Source organism: Streptomyces sp. NPDC007983 (assembly GCF_042958345.1).
Lineage (GTDB): Bacteria > Actinomycetota > Actinomycetes > Streptomycetales > Streptomycetaceae > Streptomyces.
Genome location: NZ_JBIBJI010000002.1, coordinates 851,134 through 865,098, shown reverse-complemented (window position 1 = coordinate 865,098; position 13,965 = coordinate 851,134). Strand labels below are relative to the sequence as shown.

13 protein-coding genes and 1 pseudogene are annotated in these 13,965 nt (G+C 72.3%); 3 read left to right on the top strand and 11 right to left on the bottom strand.

All coding sequences use genetic code 11. The annotated features are described in order from the left end of the window. Positions 1-76: 76 nt before the first annotated feature. Positions 77-809, bottom strand: a pseudogene (locus ACFZCY_RS08315) (hypothetical protein). Positions 810-863: 54 nt separating this feature from the next. Then, complete coding sequence (locus ACFZCY_RS08310; protein ID WP_391170201.1) at positions 864-1,997, bottom strand: ADP-ribosylglycohydrolase family protein; 1,134 nt, start codon at positions 1,995-1,997, stop codon at positions 864-866. 109 nt (positions 1,998-2,106) lie between these two features. On the opposite strand from ACFZCY_RS08310, the gene ACFZCY_RS08305 reads away from it, so the two are divergent. Beyond that, positions 2,107-2,388, top strand: a complete 282-nt coding sequence (locus ACFZCY_RS08305) for a DUF6343 family protein (protein ID WP_391170200.1) — start codon at positions 2,107-2,109, stop codon at positions 2,386-2,388. Positions 2,389-2,430: 42 nt separating this feature from the next. Here ACFZCY_RS08305 and ACFZCY_RS08300 read toward each other — a convergent pair whose 3' ends face one another. The 4 genes from ACFZCY_RS08300 to rpsA form a co-directional block, all read right to left on the bottom strand. Next, positions 2,431-2,799: a tetratricopeptide repeat protein gene (locus tag ACFZCY_RS08300; RefSeq protein ID WP_391170199.1), complete on the bottom strand. Its 369-nt coding sequence runs from the start codon at positions 2,797-2,799 to the stop codon at positions 2,431-2,433. Between the two features lie 153 nt (positions 2,800-2,952). Beyond that, positions 2,953-3,558, bottom strand: a complete 606-nt coding sequence (gene coaE / locus ACFZCY_RS08295; protein ID WP_391170198.1) for a dephospho-CoA kinase — start codon at positions 3,556-3,558, stop codon at positions 2,953-2,955. Positions 3,559-3,592: 34 nt separating this feature from the next. After that, positions 3,593-4,537: a PAC2 family protein gene (locus tag ACFZCY_RS08290; RefSeq protein WP_391170197.1), complete on the bottom strand. Its 945-nt coding sequence runs from the start codon at positions 4,535-4,537 to the stop codon at positions 3,593-3,595. A gap of 232 nt (positions 4,538-4,769) precedes the next feature. Further along, the gene (gene rpsA / locus ACFZCY_RS08285; protein ID WP_391170196.1) at positions 4,770-6,275 is read right to left on the bottom strand and encodes a 30S ribosomal protein S1; all 1,506 of its coding nucleotides are present in this window, start codon (positions 6,273-6,275) and stop codon (positions 4,770-4,772) included. A 364-nt stretch (positions 6,276-6,639) separates the two neighbouring features. Here rpsA and ACFZCY_RS08280 point away from each other — a divergent pair, with 364 nt between their 5' ends. Together ACFZCY_RS08280 and hrpB are read left to right on the top strand one after the other, a co-directional pair. Beyond that, positions 6,640-7,551 carry a methyltransferase domain-containing protein gene (locus ACFZCY_RS08280; RefSeq protein WP_391170195.1) on the top strand — a complete coding sequence of 304 codons (912 nt, stop codon included), beginning with the start codon at positions 6,640-6,642 and terminating at the stop codon, positions 7,549-7,551. A 14-nt stretch (positions 7,552-7,565) separates the two neighbouring features. After that, on the top strand, positions 7,566-10,142 hold the full coding sequence (gene hrpB / locus ACFZCY_RS08275) for an ATP-dependent helicase HrpB (protein ID WP_391170194.1): 2,577 nt from the start codon (positions 7,566-7,568) through the stop codon (positions 10,140-10,142). A gap of 15 nt (positions 10,143-10,157) precedes the next feature. Here the strand turns inward: hrpB and ACFZCY_RS08270 are convergent, their stop codons facing one another. From ACFZCY_RS08270 to ACFZCY_RS08250, 5 genes are all read right to left on the bottom strand, one after another. After that, positions 10,158-10,532 carry a hypothetical protein gene (locus ACFZCY_RS08270; RefSeq protein WP_391170193.1) on the bottom strand — a complete coding sequence of 125 codons (375 nt, stop codon included), beginning with the start codon at positions 10,530-10,532 and terminating at the stop codon, positions 10,158-10,160. Next, positions 10,529-10,747, bottom strand: a complete 219-nt coding sequence (locus ACFZCY_RS08265; protein WP_234357101.1) for a hypothetical protein — start codon at positions 10,745-10,747, stop codon at positions 10,529-10,531. Before ACFZCY_RS08265 ends, ACFZCY_RS08270 begins: the two co-directional genes overlap by 4 nt. Before the next feature lie 49 nt (positions 10,748-10,796). Continuing rightward, a complete protein-coding gene (locus ACFZCY_RS08260) occupies positions 10,797-11,807 on the bottom strand; it encodes a porin PorA family protein (protein WP_391170192.1) in 1,011 nt (336 codons plus the stop codon). A gap of 17 nt (positions 11,808-11,824) precedes the next feature. Continuing rightward, on the bottom strand, positions 11,825-11,959 hold the full coding sequence (locus ACFZCY_RS08255) for an SPW_0924 family protein (protein WP_391170191.1): 135 nt from the start codon (positions 11,957-11,959) through the stop codon (positions 11,825-11,827). Between the two features lie 184 nt (positions 11,960-12,143). Continuing rightward, complete coding sequence (locus tag ACFZCY_RS08250) at positions 12,144-13,916, bottom strand: lytic transglycosylase domain-containing protein (RefSeq protein WP_391170190.1); 1,773 nt, start codon at positions 13,914-13,916, stop codon at positions 12,144-12,146. Between the last annotated feature and the right edge of the window lie 49 nt (positions 13,917-13,965).

The window sequence follows — 13,965 nt, the reverse complement described above, 5'->3', positions numbered from 1 at the left end:
TCACGACAAGCTTCAGCTTCAGCTTGCGCTCCTCGCGCACCCCGCCCGCGCTCGGGCGGACGGGGAGTCCATGACGCTACCCGAAGAGGTAGCCGAAGACCACGTCGCCCACCCTCTGATCGGTGGCCTCGATGCCATTGGCCTCCTCGCGGGCGAACTTCACCGCCTGCTGGAGCTTTTCGACGCGGTCGAGCAGCTCGTTGACCCTGCGGGCCGGGAGTGCGCCGGAGAACTTGACCGTAGTCCAGTAGCCGACCGGGATGTCCTCGTAGTAGACGTCAACCTGGGCCGGGTGCTTGTCGGTGGCCTCCGCCTTGACGTGGTTGCGGGGGGACCTTCTTCGTACGGACCGTACGCACCGGCTCGGTCTTCCAGGAGTCCGTGGACGGGTCCACGGACCAGGACTCGGCGGCGTCCAGGACGGGCAGCTTGCGGACGAAGGCCCCCAGGTCGGTCAGTTGCTTCTCCAGGAAGAGGAGGTAGGCGACCGGGACGTCGCGCAGCAACGTGCGGCCCTCGACCGTCACGTCCGCCTTCGCCGCGCAGTTCGACCAGTCCTTGGTAGCGGTGACGTCGAAGAGGCGGGTCAGGGTGGCCGCCGTGTCCCGCAGCACCTCCTCGGCCTTGACCTGGACGCGGGTGGACTCGGGCGGGAGCTGTTCACCCTCCTCGTCCTTCGGCTGGTACGTACGGGAAATCCCCGCGAGCAGGGCCGGCTTCTGCAGACCGTGGTGGACAGCCGTCAGGTCCTGGTGGGACTTGGCCTTGACGCCCTTCTCCACGGCGATGATCTGGTTGAGTTTCGCCACGTCAGGCACGCTAGCAAAGCCCGATCCGCACGCTCGACCGATTAATGACGGCGGTCAGTTGAGCGGATAGCGGTCGCGGGGGAAGACCGTGTCGTCGTGCGGCTCGGCGGAGGGGTGGAAGGCGAAGGCGAAGTCGTCGGCCAGCTCGGCTATCGTGCCGCGGCCCTCCACCTGCGCCAGCCAGGAGGGCGGCAGGCGCAGGTCGCCGTGGTGGACGCCGAGCAGGTTGCCGCAGATCGAGCCCGTCGAGTCGCTGTCGCCCGAGTGGTTGACGGACAGCAGCAGCGACGCCTTGGGCGAGGTGTGGGCCAGGGCGGCGTAGACCCCGATGGCCAGCGCCTCCTCGGCGATCCACCCGCCGCCGAGGGACTCGGCCTTCTCCGCGGTCGGGCCGCCGTCGGAGGCCAGGTCTATCGCGCGGCGCAGGGCGGTGGTGGTCTCCTCGTGGCGCGGGTAGGTCCGCAGGAGCTCCAGGGTGCGCAGGGCGGCGCCCTCCAGGGAGTCGCCTTCGAGGAGGTGGGCGACCAGCGCGGCCAAGGCGCCCGCCGCGAGGTAGCCGGTGGGGTGGCCGTGGGTGATCTGGGCGCAGCGGGCAGCGAGTTCGAAGCACTCGCGGGCGGGCAGGCCGGTGAGGCCGAACGGGGCCGACCGCATCACGGTGCCGCAGCCCTTGGAGCCGGAGTTCACCGGGCCCGGGGCGCCGTGGAGGGGGTGGTCCCCGGCGGGGACGTGGCCCTCGTGGAGGCCGGAGAGGCACGCGTTGCCGGGCGCGCGGCGGGCGTACAGCCACGGGTGGGTGCGCAGCCAGCCGGTGCGGCGGACGTCGTCCGCGGTCCTCGGGGGCGGCGGCTCGGGGTAGTTCTGGGTGTCGAGCCAGCGCAGATACGCCTGGCGCACGACGGCGATCTCGGCGCCCCCGATGCCCTTCACGGACGCGCGGGCGTGGGCCCGGATCAGCCCCTCGGCCGTGAACAAGGTCATCTGGGTGTCGTCGGTGATCCGGCCCGCGGTGCCGCTCTCGTCCGGGACGAGGCCGGTGACGCCCGTCTCGCCGTAGGCCGCCCGGATCCCCTGCAGGGAGCTGAACTCGATCGGGTTGCCGAGGGCGTCGCCGATCGCGCCGCCCAGCAGACAGCCGCGGATTCGGGACCGCCGGGCGGCCGATTCGTCCCAGGACTGGTGGATCACGTGCGGCTCCTCGTCGTGCGCGGTGGGTGCACACCTCCTGTGCTCAGCACATGATCGCAGGCCGCACCGACAAGGCTGTCGCGGTAGCGTCGAAGTGGGAGACGGTGTGATGTCGATGCGATTCATCCGGACGGGCGATGAGCCCGCCCATGCGCGCACCCCGCTGCGGCTGCGGCTGTGGCTCGCGTCCTGGGGACTGCTGTGGACCGTCGGCGGCACGGTGGCCTTCGTACTGGCGGGCAGGCCGGGCTGGGCGGCCGCCTGCGCGGCGCTCGCCGCCATCACGGTGATCGATCTGGCCCTGGTCATCCGGCACATCCGGCAGGGGCCCCACTACCAACCGGGGCGGGACGTGCCCCCGTACGCACCGGTCAGGGGGCGGCGGCGCTAGCGGCGCCACGCCACCACCCCCGGGTGCCACTCACGGGTCGGTTCAGGCCTGCTCGCCGAACCGCGCCGCCTCCACGAAGTCCGGGCGCGGATCGAGCGCCGCGGCGAGGCGGAAGTGGCGGGTGGCCTCCTCCCGGCGGTCGGCGCGCTCCAGCGTACGGGCGAGGGCGAAGTGGGCGAACGCGTTGTCCGGCTCACGCTCCAGGACGATGTGGAATTCGAGTTCCGCGGCGCGGAGCTGGGCCGATCCGAAGAACGCGCGAGCCCGCAGCAGCCGGGCCGCGGTGTTCTCGGGGTGGGCGGTGATGACCGAGTCGAGCAGCTTGACGGCGCCTCGCGGATCTCGGGCGGCGAGCAGCTGCTCCGCGGCGCGGTAGTCGATGACATGGGTCTCGGGCGTGGGCTCGGACACAGCCGCTTCCTTCCCCGGGCTTACGTGATCATTGGTCCCGTGTGCGGTGATCCCTCGGTGGTGATCAGTGGTGATCGTCGGTACGGGCGGCACAACAACCACCCGGTGCGCCACATTCCCCCTCGGCCCGCCCGGCAAGCACGGCCCGCCCCTTCAGTCCGTGGCGGCCGCCCGCTCCACCAGCTCCGCCCAGACCTTCCGGACCCGCGGCTCCAGCTGCTCCAGCGGGCCATCGTTGTCGATCACGACATCGGCGACGGCCAGCCGCTCCTCGCGGGTCGCCTGGGCCGCCATCCGGGCCCGCGCCTCGTCCTCGGTCATGCCGCGCAGCCGGACCAGCCGGTCGAGCTGGGTCTCGGGCGTGGCGTCGACGACCAGTACCAGGTCGTACAGGGACCCCAGACCGTTCTCGGCGAGCAGCGGGACGTCGTGGACGACCACCGCCTCCGGTCCGGCGTCCGCCTGCAGCTCGGCGGAGCGGTCGCGGACCAGGGGGTGGATGATTGCGTTCAGGGCGCGCAGCCGCTCGGGGTCGTTGAAGACGATGCCGCCGAGCTTCGGCCGGTCGAGCCGGCCGTCGTCCGTCAGCACATCGGGGCCGAACTCGGCGACGACGGCGGCGAGGCCGGGAGTTCCCGGCTCGACCACCTCACGGGCGATCCGATCGGAATCGATCAGCACCGCGCCGTAAGAGACCAAGATCCGCGAGACTTCGCTCTTGCCCGCGCCGATTCCGCCCGTGAGCCCCAGCTTCAGCATGGGGCCCACGCTATACCGCTATACGGACCGCCGCTCAGGCGCCGCTCTCGCCCTCCCGCTCGGCCAGGAAGCGCTCGAACTCGGCGCCCAGCTCGTCCGCCGACGGCAGCTCGGCCGACTCCGCGACCAGGTTGCCGCGGCTCTCGGCCCCGGCCACCGCGTCGTACTGGTGCTCAAGGCCCCGTACGAGCGCGACCAGTTCGTCGTCCCCCTCGGAGACCTGCCGCTCGATCTCCTCCTGCGTCTTCAGCGCCTCGTTGCGCAGCGCGTGGGCGGCGCCCGGCAGCACCAGGCCGGTGGCCGCGGTGACCGCCTCCAGCGCGGTGAGCGCCGCGTCGGGGTAGGCGGATCGGGCCAGGTAGTGGGGGACGTGGGCGGCGACCCCGAGGACGTCGTGGCCCGCCTCGCCGAGCCGGTACTCGATCAGCGACTCGGCGCTGCCGGGCACCTGGGCCTCGTCGAAGTAGCCGCGGTGGCCGGGCATCAGATCGGTGCGGTTGCCGTGCGGGGTGAGGCCCACCGGCCGGGTGTGCGGAACGCCCATCGGGATGCCGTGGAAGTTCACGGCGAGCCGCACGCCGAGCCGCTCGACGATCTGCCGCACCGCCGCCGCGAAACGCTCCCACTCCACGTCCGGTTCGGGCCCGCACAGCAGCAGGAAGGGTGCTGCGGTCGCGTCCCGCACCAGGTGGAGTTCGATCGCCGGAGTCTCGTAATCCGTCCAGTGGTCGCGCTGGAAGGTGAGCAGGGGGCGCCGGGCCCGGTAGTCGACGAGCCGGTCGTGATCGAAGCGGGCGACGACCTGCCGTGGCAGCCCGTCGAGCAGCCGCTCCACGATCTGGTCGCCGGTCTCCCCGGCGTCGATGTAACCGTCGAAGTGGTAGAGCAGCACCAGCCCGGCCGAATCCCGGGAGGCTATCGCGTCGACTTCCGCGAGCCCGCTCGGTTCCCACGCGTACAAATCCTGCGGATCAAGCACTGTGACCGCTCCTCCTTGTGTTCCGTACGCGAAAACACCACACGGGGGCGGGCGCATTCCCGGACCCCGGCCACAACTCCTGTGCGCATCATGGCCGTCCGCGCCCCGGAACATGCGAGGACATGCAAGGACATGCGTGAGGACATGCATGAGGCCCGCTCCCCCGGAGGGGAACGGGCCTCACACTCGATCTAACCGATGCCGCCGGCGCTCAGGTCAGCGGCACAGCGGTTCAGCTCTGGCCACCGGCCAGCTTCTCGCGGAGCGCGGCCAGCGCCTCGTCCGACGCCAGGGCGCCGGAGTTGTCGGCCGACTCCGAGGAGTACGAACCGCCGCCGGAGGCCTGCCCGCCGGGCGCCGGGGCAGCGCTGCCCGCACCCTCGGCAGCGGCCTGCTCGTCGGCCTCGCGGGACTTGATGACCTGCGCCTGGTGCTGCTCGAAGCGGGTCTGCGCGTCGGCGTACTGACGCTCCCACTCCTCGCGCTGCTTCTCGTAGCCCTCGAGCCAGTCGTTGGCCTCGGGGTCGAAGCCCTCGGGGTAGATGTAGTTGCCCTGGTCGTCGTAGGACGCGGCCATGCCGTACAGGGTCGGGTCGAACTCGACCGCGGACGGGTCGGCACCGAAGGCCTCGTTGGCCTGCTTCAGCGAGAGGCTGATGCGGCGGCGCTCGAGGTCGATGTCGATGACCTTGACGAAGATCTCGTCGTTGACCTGGACGACCTGCTCCGGGATCTCCACGTGGCGCTCGGCCAGCTCGGAGATGTGGACCAGACCCTCGATGCCCTCGTCCACGCGGACGAACGCACCGAACGGCACGAGCTTCGTGACCTTACCCGGGACGACCTGACCGATCTGGTGGGTCCGGGCGAACTGCTGCCACGGGTCTTCCTGGGTCGCCTTGAGCGACAGGGAGACGCGCTCGCGGTCCATGTCGACGTCGAGGACCTCGACCGTGACCTCCTGGCCGACCTCGACGACCTCGGACGGGTGGTCGATGTGCTTCCAGGACAGCTCGGAGACGTGGACCAGACCGTCGACGCCACCCAGGTCCACGAAGGCACCGAAGTTGACGATGGAGGAGACGACGCCGGAGCGCACCTGACCCTTCTGGAGGGTGGTGAGGAAGGTCTGACGGACCTCGCTCTGGGTCTGCTCCAGCCAGGCGCGGCGGGACAGGACCACGTTGTTGCGGTTCTTGTCCAGCTCGATGATCTTCGCCTCGAGCTCCTTGCCCACGTAGGGCTGGAGGTCGCGGACGCGGCGCATCTCGACCAGGGAGGCGGGGAGGAAGCCGCGGAGGCCGATGTCGAGGATGAGACCACCCTTGACGACCTCGATGACGGTACCGGTGACGATCCCGTCCTCTTCCTTGATCTTCTCGATGGTGCCCCAGGCACGCTCGTACTGGGCGCGCTTCTTCGAGAGGATCAGGCGGCCTTCCTTGTCCTCCTTCTGGAGAACCAGGGCCTCGATCTCATCGCCGACGGCCACGACCTCGTTCGGGTCGACGTCGTGCTTGATCGAAAGCTCGCGGGAAGGGATGACGCCTTCGGTCTTGTAACCAATGTCGAGCAGGACCTCGTCCCGGTCGACCTTCACGATGACGCCGTCGACGATGTCGCCGTCGTTGAAGTACTTGATCGTCTCGTCGATCGCGGCGAGGAAGGCTTCCTCGGAACCGATGTCGTTTACCGCCACCTGCGGGGTGGTGCGGGTTGCCTCGGTGCTGCTCGTCATGTGGGAAAGGGCTCCGGTACGGACATTGAGTCGTAGGTACTGCTACGCCGAGGACCCTTTATCGCACCGCCGAAGCCGGACAGCCTGTGAGGCGTGATCTTTCCGGAACCTTCCGAGAGACCGAAAACGCCTCGACAACCGAGGGGACATACAACAGATGCGAGCGCGGCCTGCTCCGTCTGAGTCGCACAGGCCCGCAGCGCAACTTGTAGCATACGGGGGCGGCCGGGCATGGTCAATGCACGAAGAGCGCACGTGGGGCTTAACGCCCCGAACCCGGCAATTTGCAAGTCACTGCTGCGACGCGGTCCCTTGCCGTGCCCCGCGGCCACAGGTCGATACAGAGAGTACGACGACGCGCCCCATGGTCCAAGAACACGAGCCCAGCGGTGCCTTCGAGGCCCCCGAGAGCGCCCCCGAGGCCCTCGGAGCCCCCGACACCCCCGATGCCCTCGACGCCCTCGAACCCACCGCCACCCGCCGGATCGCCGACGACACCGAGAGCAGCCGGGCCAGCCGCGGCTGGTGGGACCGCAACGCGGACGAGTACCAGGAGGAACACGGCGCCTTCCTCGGCGACGACCGCTTCATATGGGGCCCGGAGGGGCTGGACGAGGAGGAGGCCGGGCTGCTCGGCCCCGCGGACCGGCTGAAGGGCCGCGACGTGCTGGAGGTGGGCGCGGGCGCGGCGCAGTGCTCGCGCTGGCTCGCGGCGCGCGGGGCCCGCCCGGTGGCGCTCGACATCTCCCACCGGCAGCTGCGGCACGCCCAGCGGATCGACACCGAGACCCCTGCCCCCGGCTCGTCCGGAATCGCGCTGGTCCAGGCCGACGCGACCGCGCTCCCCTTCCGGGACGGTTCCTTCGACCTCGCCTGCTCGGCGTACGGGGCGGTGCCCTTCGTGGCGGAGCCGGTACGGGTGATGCGCGAGGTGCGCCGGGTGCTGCGGCCGGGCGGCCGGTGGGTGTTCTCGGTGACGCATCCGGTGCGGTGGGCGTTCCCCGACGAGCCGGGGCCCGAGGGGCTGAGCATCTCCGGCTCGTACTTCGACCGCACCCCCTATGTGGAACAGGACGACGCGGGCCGTGCCGTCTATGTCGAGCACCACCGGACGCTCGGTGACCGGGTACGGGACGTCGTGGCCGGAGGCTTCCGGCTGATCGACCTCGTGGAACCGGAATGGCCCGCCTGGAACCGTCAGGAGTGGGGCGGCTGGTCCCCGCTGCGCGGTGGCCTCATCCCGGGCACGGCCGTCTTCGTCTGCGAGCGGGACTGAGCCGGGGGGCGGGCATGCGTACGGACGTCCTCGAACAGCTCCCCGTCCGCGAAGCCGTACCCGAGCTGCTGAGCGCGCTCGACCGGCGGGGGTCGGCGGTGCTGTGCGCACCGCCCGGGACCGGCAAGACCACGCTGGTGCCGCTCGTCCTGGCCGGGCTGCTGGACGGCGCCGAACTGCCGGAGGGTGGCGGCGCGACGGTGCGGCGGCGGGTCCTGGTGGCCGAGCCGCGCCGGATCGCGGCGCGGGCCGCCGCGCGGCGCATGGCGTGGCTGCTCGGCGAGCGGACCGGCGAACGGGTCGGCTTCACCGTGCGCGGGGAGCGGCAGGCCGGGCCCCGCACCGTGGTCGAGGTGGTCACCACGGGGGTGCTGGTGCAGCGGCTGCAGCGGGACCAGGAGCTGGCCGGGGTCGACGCCGTCGTGCTGGACGAATGCCATGAGCGCCACCTGGACGCCGACACGGCGGCCGCCTTCCTGCTGGACGTCCAGGCCACCCTGCGTCCGGAGCTGCGGCTGATCGCCGCGTCGGCGACGACCGACGCGGAGGGGTGGGCGCGGCTGCTGGGCGAGGGGAGTGACAGCGGGCAGCCCGCGCCGGTCGTCTCGGCCCCGGGCGTGTCGCACCCCGTCGAGGTGGTGTGGACGCCGCCCGTACGCCCCGTACGCCCGCCGCACGGGATGCGCGTCGACCCGGCGCTGCTCGAACACGTCGCGGACGTGGTGCGGCGCGCGCTGCGGGAGCGTTCCGGCGACGTCCTGTGCTTCCTGCCCGGCGTCGGCGAGATCGGCCGGGTGGCGGGCCTGCTGGGCGGTGTCGACGCCGACGTCCTCCAGGTCCACGGCCGGGCCCCCGCCGCCGTACAGGAAGCCGTGCTCGCGGGCGCGGACGGCGGTCGGCGGCGGGTGGTGCTGGCGACCTCGGTCGCCGAGTCGAGCCTGACCGTGCCGGGCGTACGGATCGTCGTCGACAGCGGTCTGGCCCGTGAGCCGCGCATGGACCACGCGCGGGGGCTGAGCGCGCTGACGACCGTACGGGCGTCGCGGGCCGCGGCCCGGCAGCGCGCGGGCCGGGCCGGGCGCGAGGCGCCGGGGACGGTCTACCGCTGCTGGCCGGAGGCCGAGGACGCCCGGCTGCCGCGCTTCCCGTCCCCGGAGATCGCCGAGGCCGACCTGACGGCCTTCGCCCTCCAGGCCGCGTGCTGGGGCGACCCGGACGCGTCCGGCCTCGCCCTGCTCGACCCGCCGCCCGGCGGGGCCATGACGGCCGCGCGGGAGGTGCTGACGGCGATCGGCGCCGTCGACGCGGGCGGCCGCGCGACCGGGCGCGGCCGCCGCATGTCCCGGCTCGGCCTCCACCCCCGCCTCGCCCGCGCCCTCATCGACGGCGCCCCCGAGGTCGGCGCCCGCCGGGCGGCCGAGGTGGTGGCCCTGCTGAGCGAGGAGCCGCCACGGGATTACGGCGACGACCTGGCCGCCGCCTGGCGCACCGCCCGCCGCGCCGGCGACCCGTACGCGACCCGCTGGCGCCAGGAGGCCCGCCGCCTGGAGCGCGCGGTGGCCGGAGACGACACCCCTACCAGCACCGGCCAAACGGACCGCGGCGGCTCGGCGCGGGGCGATGACGCTGTCGCCGGGCTGGTCGTCGCGCTGGCGTTTCCCGAGCGGGTGGCTCGGCTGCGGGGCGGGCGGTCGTACCTCATGGCGGCCGGGACCGGGGCCGAGCTGGGTGACGGGTCGCGGCTGGGCGGCGCGCCGTGGCTGGCCGTGGCGGTCGCGGACCGGCCGGTGTCCGCCGCGTCGGCGCGGGTCCGGCTCGCCGCCGTCACCGACGAGGAGACGGCCCGTACGGCGGCCGCGGCGCTGGGGTCGGACGGCGAGGAGGTGCACTGGGCCGACGGGGACGTCGTCGCCCGCCGGGTGTCCCGGCTCGGGGCGATCGAGCTGGTGGCCCGGCCGCTGGCCGCGCCCGACCCGGCGCTCGTGCACGCGGCGCTGCTGGAGGGGCTGCGCCGGGAGGGGACCGGGCTGCTGCGCTGGTCCGGACAGGCCACGGCGGTACGGCAGCGGATGGCGTTCCTGCACCGGGAGCTGGGGGCGCCCTGGCCGGATGTGTCGGAGGCGGCGCTGCTGGCGGACCCGGACGCGTGGCTGGGCGTGGAGCTGGGCCGGGCCCGGCGGCGGGCGGATCTGGAGCGGGTGGACGCCGGTCAGGCGCTGGCCCGGCTGCTGCCGTGGGCGACGGGCGACGCCGCGCGCTTCGAGGAGCTGGCGCCGGAGCGGGTCGAGGTGCCGAGCGGGTCGCGGGTGCGGGTGGAGTACGGGGACGGGCAGCCGGTGCTGGCGGCGAAGCTGCAGGAGCTGTTCGGCTGGCAGGAGTCGCCGAGGATCGCGGGCGGGCGGGTGCCGCTGCTGGTGCACCTGCTGTCACCGGCGGGGCGTCCGGCCGCGGTCACGGCCGATCTGGCGTCGTTCTGGCGGGACGGCTACCGGTCCGTACGGGCCGAGCTGCGCGGCCGCTACCCCAAGCACCCGTGGCCGGAGGACCCGACGGAGGCCGAGCCGACGCGGCGCACCAACGCCCGCCGCTGAACCGCAGCCGCCGGTTCATACGGCCCAGGCGCGCAGCCGCCGGGCGGTCTCGCTGAGGCGGAGCCCGTTGTCCCGTATGTCGCGGATGAGCCCCACCATCGCGCCGGGCGGCGGGGCGATCGCCTCGCCGGACTCCTCCAGGTACATCTGGGCGCAGGCCGCGCCGATCACCGCGTTGTAGTCGGAGAACGGTTCCAGGATCAGCGAGGTGTGGAGGAAGGTCGCGGCGCGCGCCGCGGCCTCCTCGTAGTACGGCTCACCCGCGAACCGTTCGTAGCGGTGCCGTTCGCTCATGCAGTGGAGTGCGCCCCAGTCACGCACGGGGGTGTTCACCGGGGAGACGTCGACCTGGACGTTGAGCACCCAGCCGGCGTCGACGTACAGGATCAACGCAGCCCTTCCGGGAACTCCCGCTCGAACTCGGCCTTGTAGCCCATGGCGAAGCGCACGGCGCCCTCGACGAAGCGCTGCTTCTGACGCCGCCGCACGACGTCCTCGGTCAGTATGTCGTGCGCGAGGCGCTTGATGGCCACGCCCTTCTCCTTCGCCTCCGCGCGCAGCTCGGCCAGTTCCTGCTCGGTGAATTCGATCGTGATACCCGGCATGGAGCGCATGCTAGCCAGCCGGCTACCGAGATCACTACCGGCGTCACTATCAGGAGGGAACGCGGGGACGGAGGTTGACGAGCCGTCGCCGACCGCCTCGCGAGGGCACCCCGGACGACGAGGCCCGGCCGCGCGCCTCCAGTAGCAGCGCGAGCGCGAGCAGTCCGGTGCCCAGCACGCCGAAGCCCCAGGGCACGTACGTCGTGAAGGCGAGGACCAGCTGCCGCTGGGAGGTGACCATGTCGATCGTGTGGGCGATGTAGTCCTCGCGCATCTTCACGTGGCCGGAGAAGACGGTCACCCGGTCCCGGCCGCCCAGCAGGGTGCCGCCGCGCAGTTCCTCGCGGTGGATCTCCTGCCCGTTGACGGGCGCGCCGGTGGTGGGTTCGACCCAGAACATGCGCTTGGTGGTGTACCAGCGGGAGGTTCCGGCCTTGCGGACGGTCTCGGGGGTGATGCCGTCGACCGGCATGGTCTTGGGCAGCGGGACCTTGGTCCAGGGGATGGTCTGCTCGAAGTAGTACACCGTCAGGCCGCGGAAGTTCCGGGTGCCCTTGTAGTGGATGGGCGCGGAGGTGCGGGTCTGAGCGTCGAAGTAGCGGTAGTCGCGCTTCTCGGTGAGGAAGGGCCACTTGTACTCGATGCCCTCGCGGCGCACCGCGTCGCCGTCGACGTGCTCGCCGCCCGCGTGCACCGGGTCCTGGGAGTGGGCGTCGAAGACGTAGCGCTCGGGGATGCGGGAAACCATCTTGCCGTCGGGGCCCTGGATGTACGACAGGGCGTCCCACACGACGACATCGCGCCCGGTCTTCTTCCCGACCTTCTTCGCGGCCGGCACGTTCCCGCGCAGGGTCTGAACGATGCTGACCTTGGGGACCGTGCGGGGCTTCATGGTGGCGTAGTCGAGCAGGGTGGCGGGGCGGGCCTCCAGGACGGCCGTCTGGTACTCGCTGGGCGGGATCTTGGCGAGCCGGGGGAAGGCGTACCAGCGCACCAGCGGGGCGAGGGCGGCGAAGAAGACGGCGAAGGCGAGCAGTACCAGGCTGGCTTTGCGGCGCATGGCGGGGCGTCCCTCCCTCAGGGGTGCTCGGGGACGGTGGTGAGCAGCGGCTTGGGGGAGGTGGTGCCGCCGGGGGTGCCGATGGCCGTCACCGTGAGGACGAGGGCGAGGGCGGCGGCGAGTCCGATCGCGGCGGCGACGAGGGCGCGCATGCGGGCCTCCCGTGGTTCCGGTACGAGGCGGCCTGGACCTGACGCGACGTCAGCTCGGCCGGGGCTGGGGCACCGTAGCAACGGGGGGCGCAGATGAGAACACGAAAGCCCGAAACGCGAACGCGCGCCGCCCCCGGGCCCGGTGGGGCTCGGGGGCGGCGCGGTGTGCCCGGGCGGCGGCCCGCTAGGAGGCGGCGGCCGGGGTGACGGTCAGCTCGACGTCCAGGACGGTGCCGTTCGCCGTGGTGAGGCGGAGCAGATAGGTGCCCGCGTGCTCATCGGTGAGGATCTTCGGAAGCGTGAGCCGGCCGAGGGCGTCCGTCTTCAGACCGGTCAGGGTGCGGACCGGCTTGCCCTTGGCGTCGAGGAAGTACGGGCCCTTGTCGTTCGGCTGGGGCTTCTTGGCGTCCGTGATCATGGTCGCGGTGACCGGGACGCCCGCCGCGACCTTGCCCTTGTTGGTCGCCTTGACGGTGAGGAGATCGGCGAACGAGCCGCCGGTCCCGGCCTTCAGGACGCTGTCACCGAGGCGGGCCAGCGCGTCGGCCTGCGGTACGGGGCGGGCCTTGACGGTCCCGGCGAAGTCGACCGGGGCCACCTGCTCGCGCCCGACGGCCGTGGCGCGCAGGGTGAAGGAGCCGGTCTGCTCGCCCGCGAGCAGCTTGGGGGCGGTGGCGGTGCCGTCCACGCCGGTGAGCACGGTGACGGAACGGACGAGGCCGAGGAAGCGGGCGCCCGTCTCGCCGCGGATCTCGTACTTCACGCGCGCCGCGGCCACCGGCTTGCCCTCGGCGTTCACCGCATGGACCTTGGGGGTGCCGGTGAACGTCTCACCGGCGGTGGCGGTGAACTGCTTGGCGCCGACCGCGGTCAGCTTGGCGGTGCCGGTGGGCTTGGGGGCGGGGGTGGTGGGCGGCGTGGTCGGCGGCTTGGGGAGCTGCTGGCCGGGCGTCTGCCCCGGGTCCTCGTCCGGGTCGGTCGAGGGAGGGGTGGTGGAGCCGTCGGGCTTGTTGTCGTCGGGCTTGGGCAGGGTGTGCACACCGCCGTTGCCCTTGCCGGAACCGTTGCCCTTGCCGGACTCCTTGGAGCCGGGCTTCGAGCCGTCACCCGACGGGCCGCTCTTCTCCGAGGGCAGCACGCCGGCGCCGTCGGGCACCTCATGGGTGCCGCGCTTGTAGTACTCGAACCACGACAGGACGGTGTTCAGATACTCCCGCGAGTGGTTGTAGCCCAGGATCGCCTTGTCGATGTCCTCCTGGACGGACAGATCACGGTTGTTGGCGCACAGGTAGAAGCCCGCGGCGAGCGCCGCGTCATAGATGTTGTTCGGGTCCGAGCGGCCGTCGCCGTTGCCGTCCTGGCTCCAGTTCGCCCAGGTCGACGGGATGAACTGCATGGGCCCGACGGCCCGGTCGTGGGTGGTGTCCCCGTCGAACTCGCCGCCGTCGGTGTCCTTGATCATGGCGAACCCGTTGCCGTTGAGGGCCGGGCCGAGGATGGGACTGACGGTCGTCCCCTCCCGGTCCACGCTGCCGCCGCGGGCCTGGCCGGACTCGACCTTGCCGATCGCGGCCAGCAGTTGCCACGGCAGGTTGCAGCCGGGCTTGGCCTCCCGGAGCGCCGCCTCCGCCTTCTTGTACGCGGCGAGCACGCTCGCCGGTATCCCCGCCTCGGCCTTGGTGCTGCTGCCCGGGAACCCCGGCAGGTCGATCGAGGAGCCCGGCTTGTCCGGCTTGGTCAGGGGCGGCAGATCGGTGTGGTACGAGGAGCCGCCGTCGATCGGCGTATCGGGCGACGGCGCCCCACTGGCCCGGTCCCGGTCCCGGTGATCCCGGTCGCCGTGCTCCTGGGCGGCGAACCCGGGCGCCTGGGATGCGGTGAGGGCGGCCATCGCGGCCGCCGCCACCGCCGTCGTGGCCGCCCCCTTACGCAAACGTCGGCCGATAAGCGGTGCCATCCGTGTGTCCCTCCCGTCGAACACGATGCGCTCCCCCGCGCGTCAACCC

Bases quoted from the DNA above. Each gene is read 5' to 3' on its own strand.
- ACFZCY_RS08250 (WP_391170190.1), bottom strand. From the start codon at position 13,916: ATGGCACCGCTTATCGGCCGACGTTTGCGTAAGGGGGCGGCCACGACG.
- ACFZCY_RS08255 (WP_391170191.1), bottom strand. From the start codon at position 11,959: ATGCGCGCCCTCGTCGCCGCCGCGATCGGACTCGCCGCCGCCCTCGCC.
- ACFZCY_RS08265 (WP_234357101.1), bottom strand. From the start codon at position 10,747: ATGCCGGGTATCACGATCGAATTCACCGAGCAGGAACTGGCCGAGCTG.
- coaE (WP_391170198.1), bottom strand. From the start codon at position 3,558: ATGCTGAAGCTGGGGCTCACGGGCGGAATCGGCGCGGGCAAGAGCGAA.
- hrpB (WP_391170194.1), top strand. From the start codon at position 7,566: ATGCGTACGGACGTCCTCGAACAGCTCCCCGTCCGCGAAGCCGTACCC.
- ACFZCY_RS08305 (WP_391170200.1), top strand. From the start codon at position 2,107: ATGTCGATGCGATTCATCCGGACGGGCGATGAGCCCGCCCATGCGCGC.
- ACFZCY_RS08280 (WP_391170195.1), top strand. From the start codon at position 6,640: ATGGTCCAAGAACACGAGCCCAGCGGTGCCTTCGAGGCCCCCGAGAGC.
- rpsA (WP_391170196.1), bottom strand. From the start codon at position 6,275: ATGACGAGCAGCACCGAGGCAACCCGCACCACCCCGCAGGTGGCGGTA.
- ACFZCY_RS08260 (WP_391170192.1), bottom strand. From the start codon at position 11,807: ATGCGCCGCAAAGCCAGCCTGGTACTGCTCGCCTTCGCCGTCTTCTTC.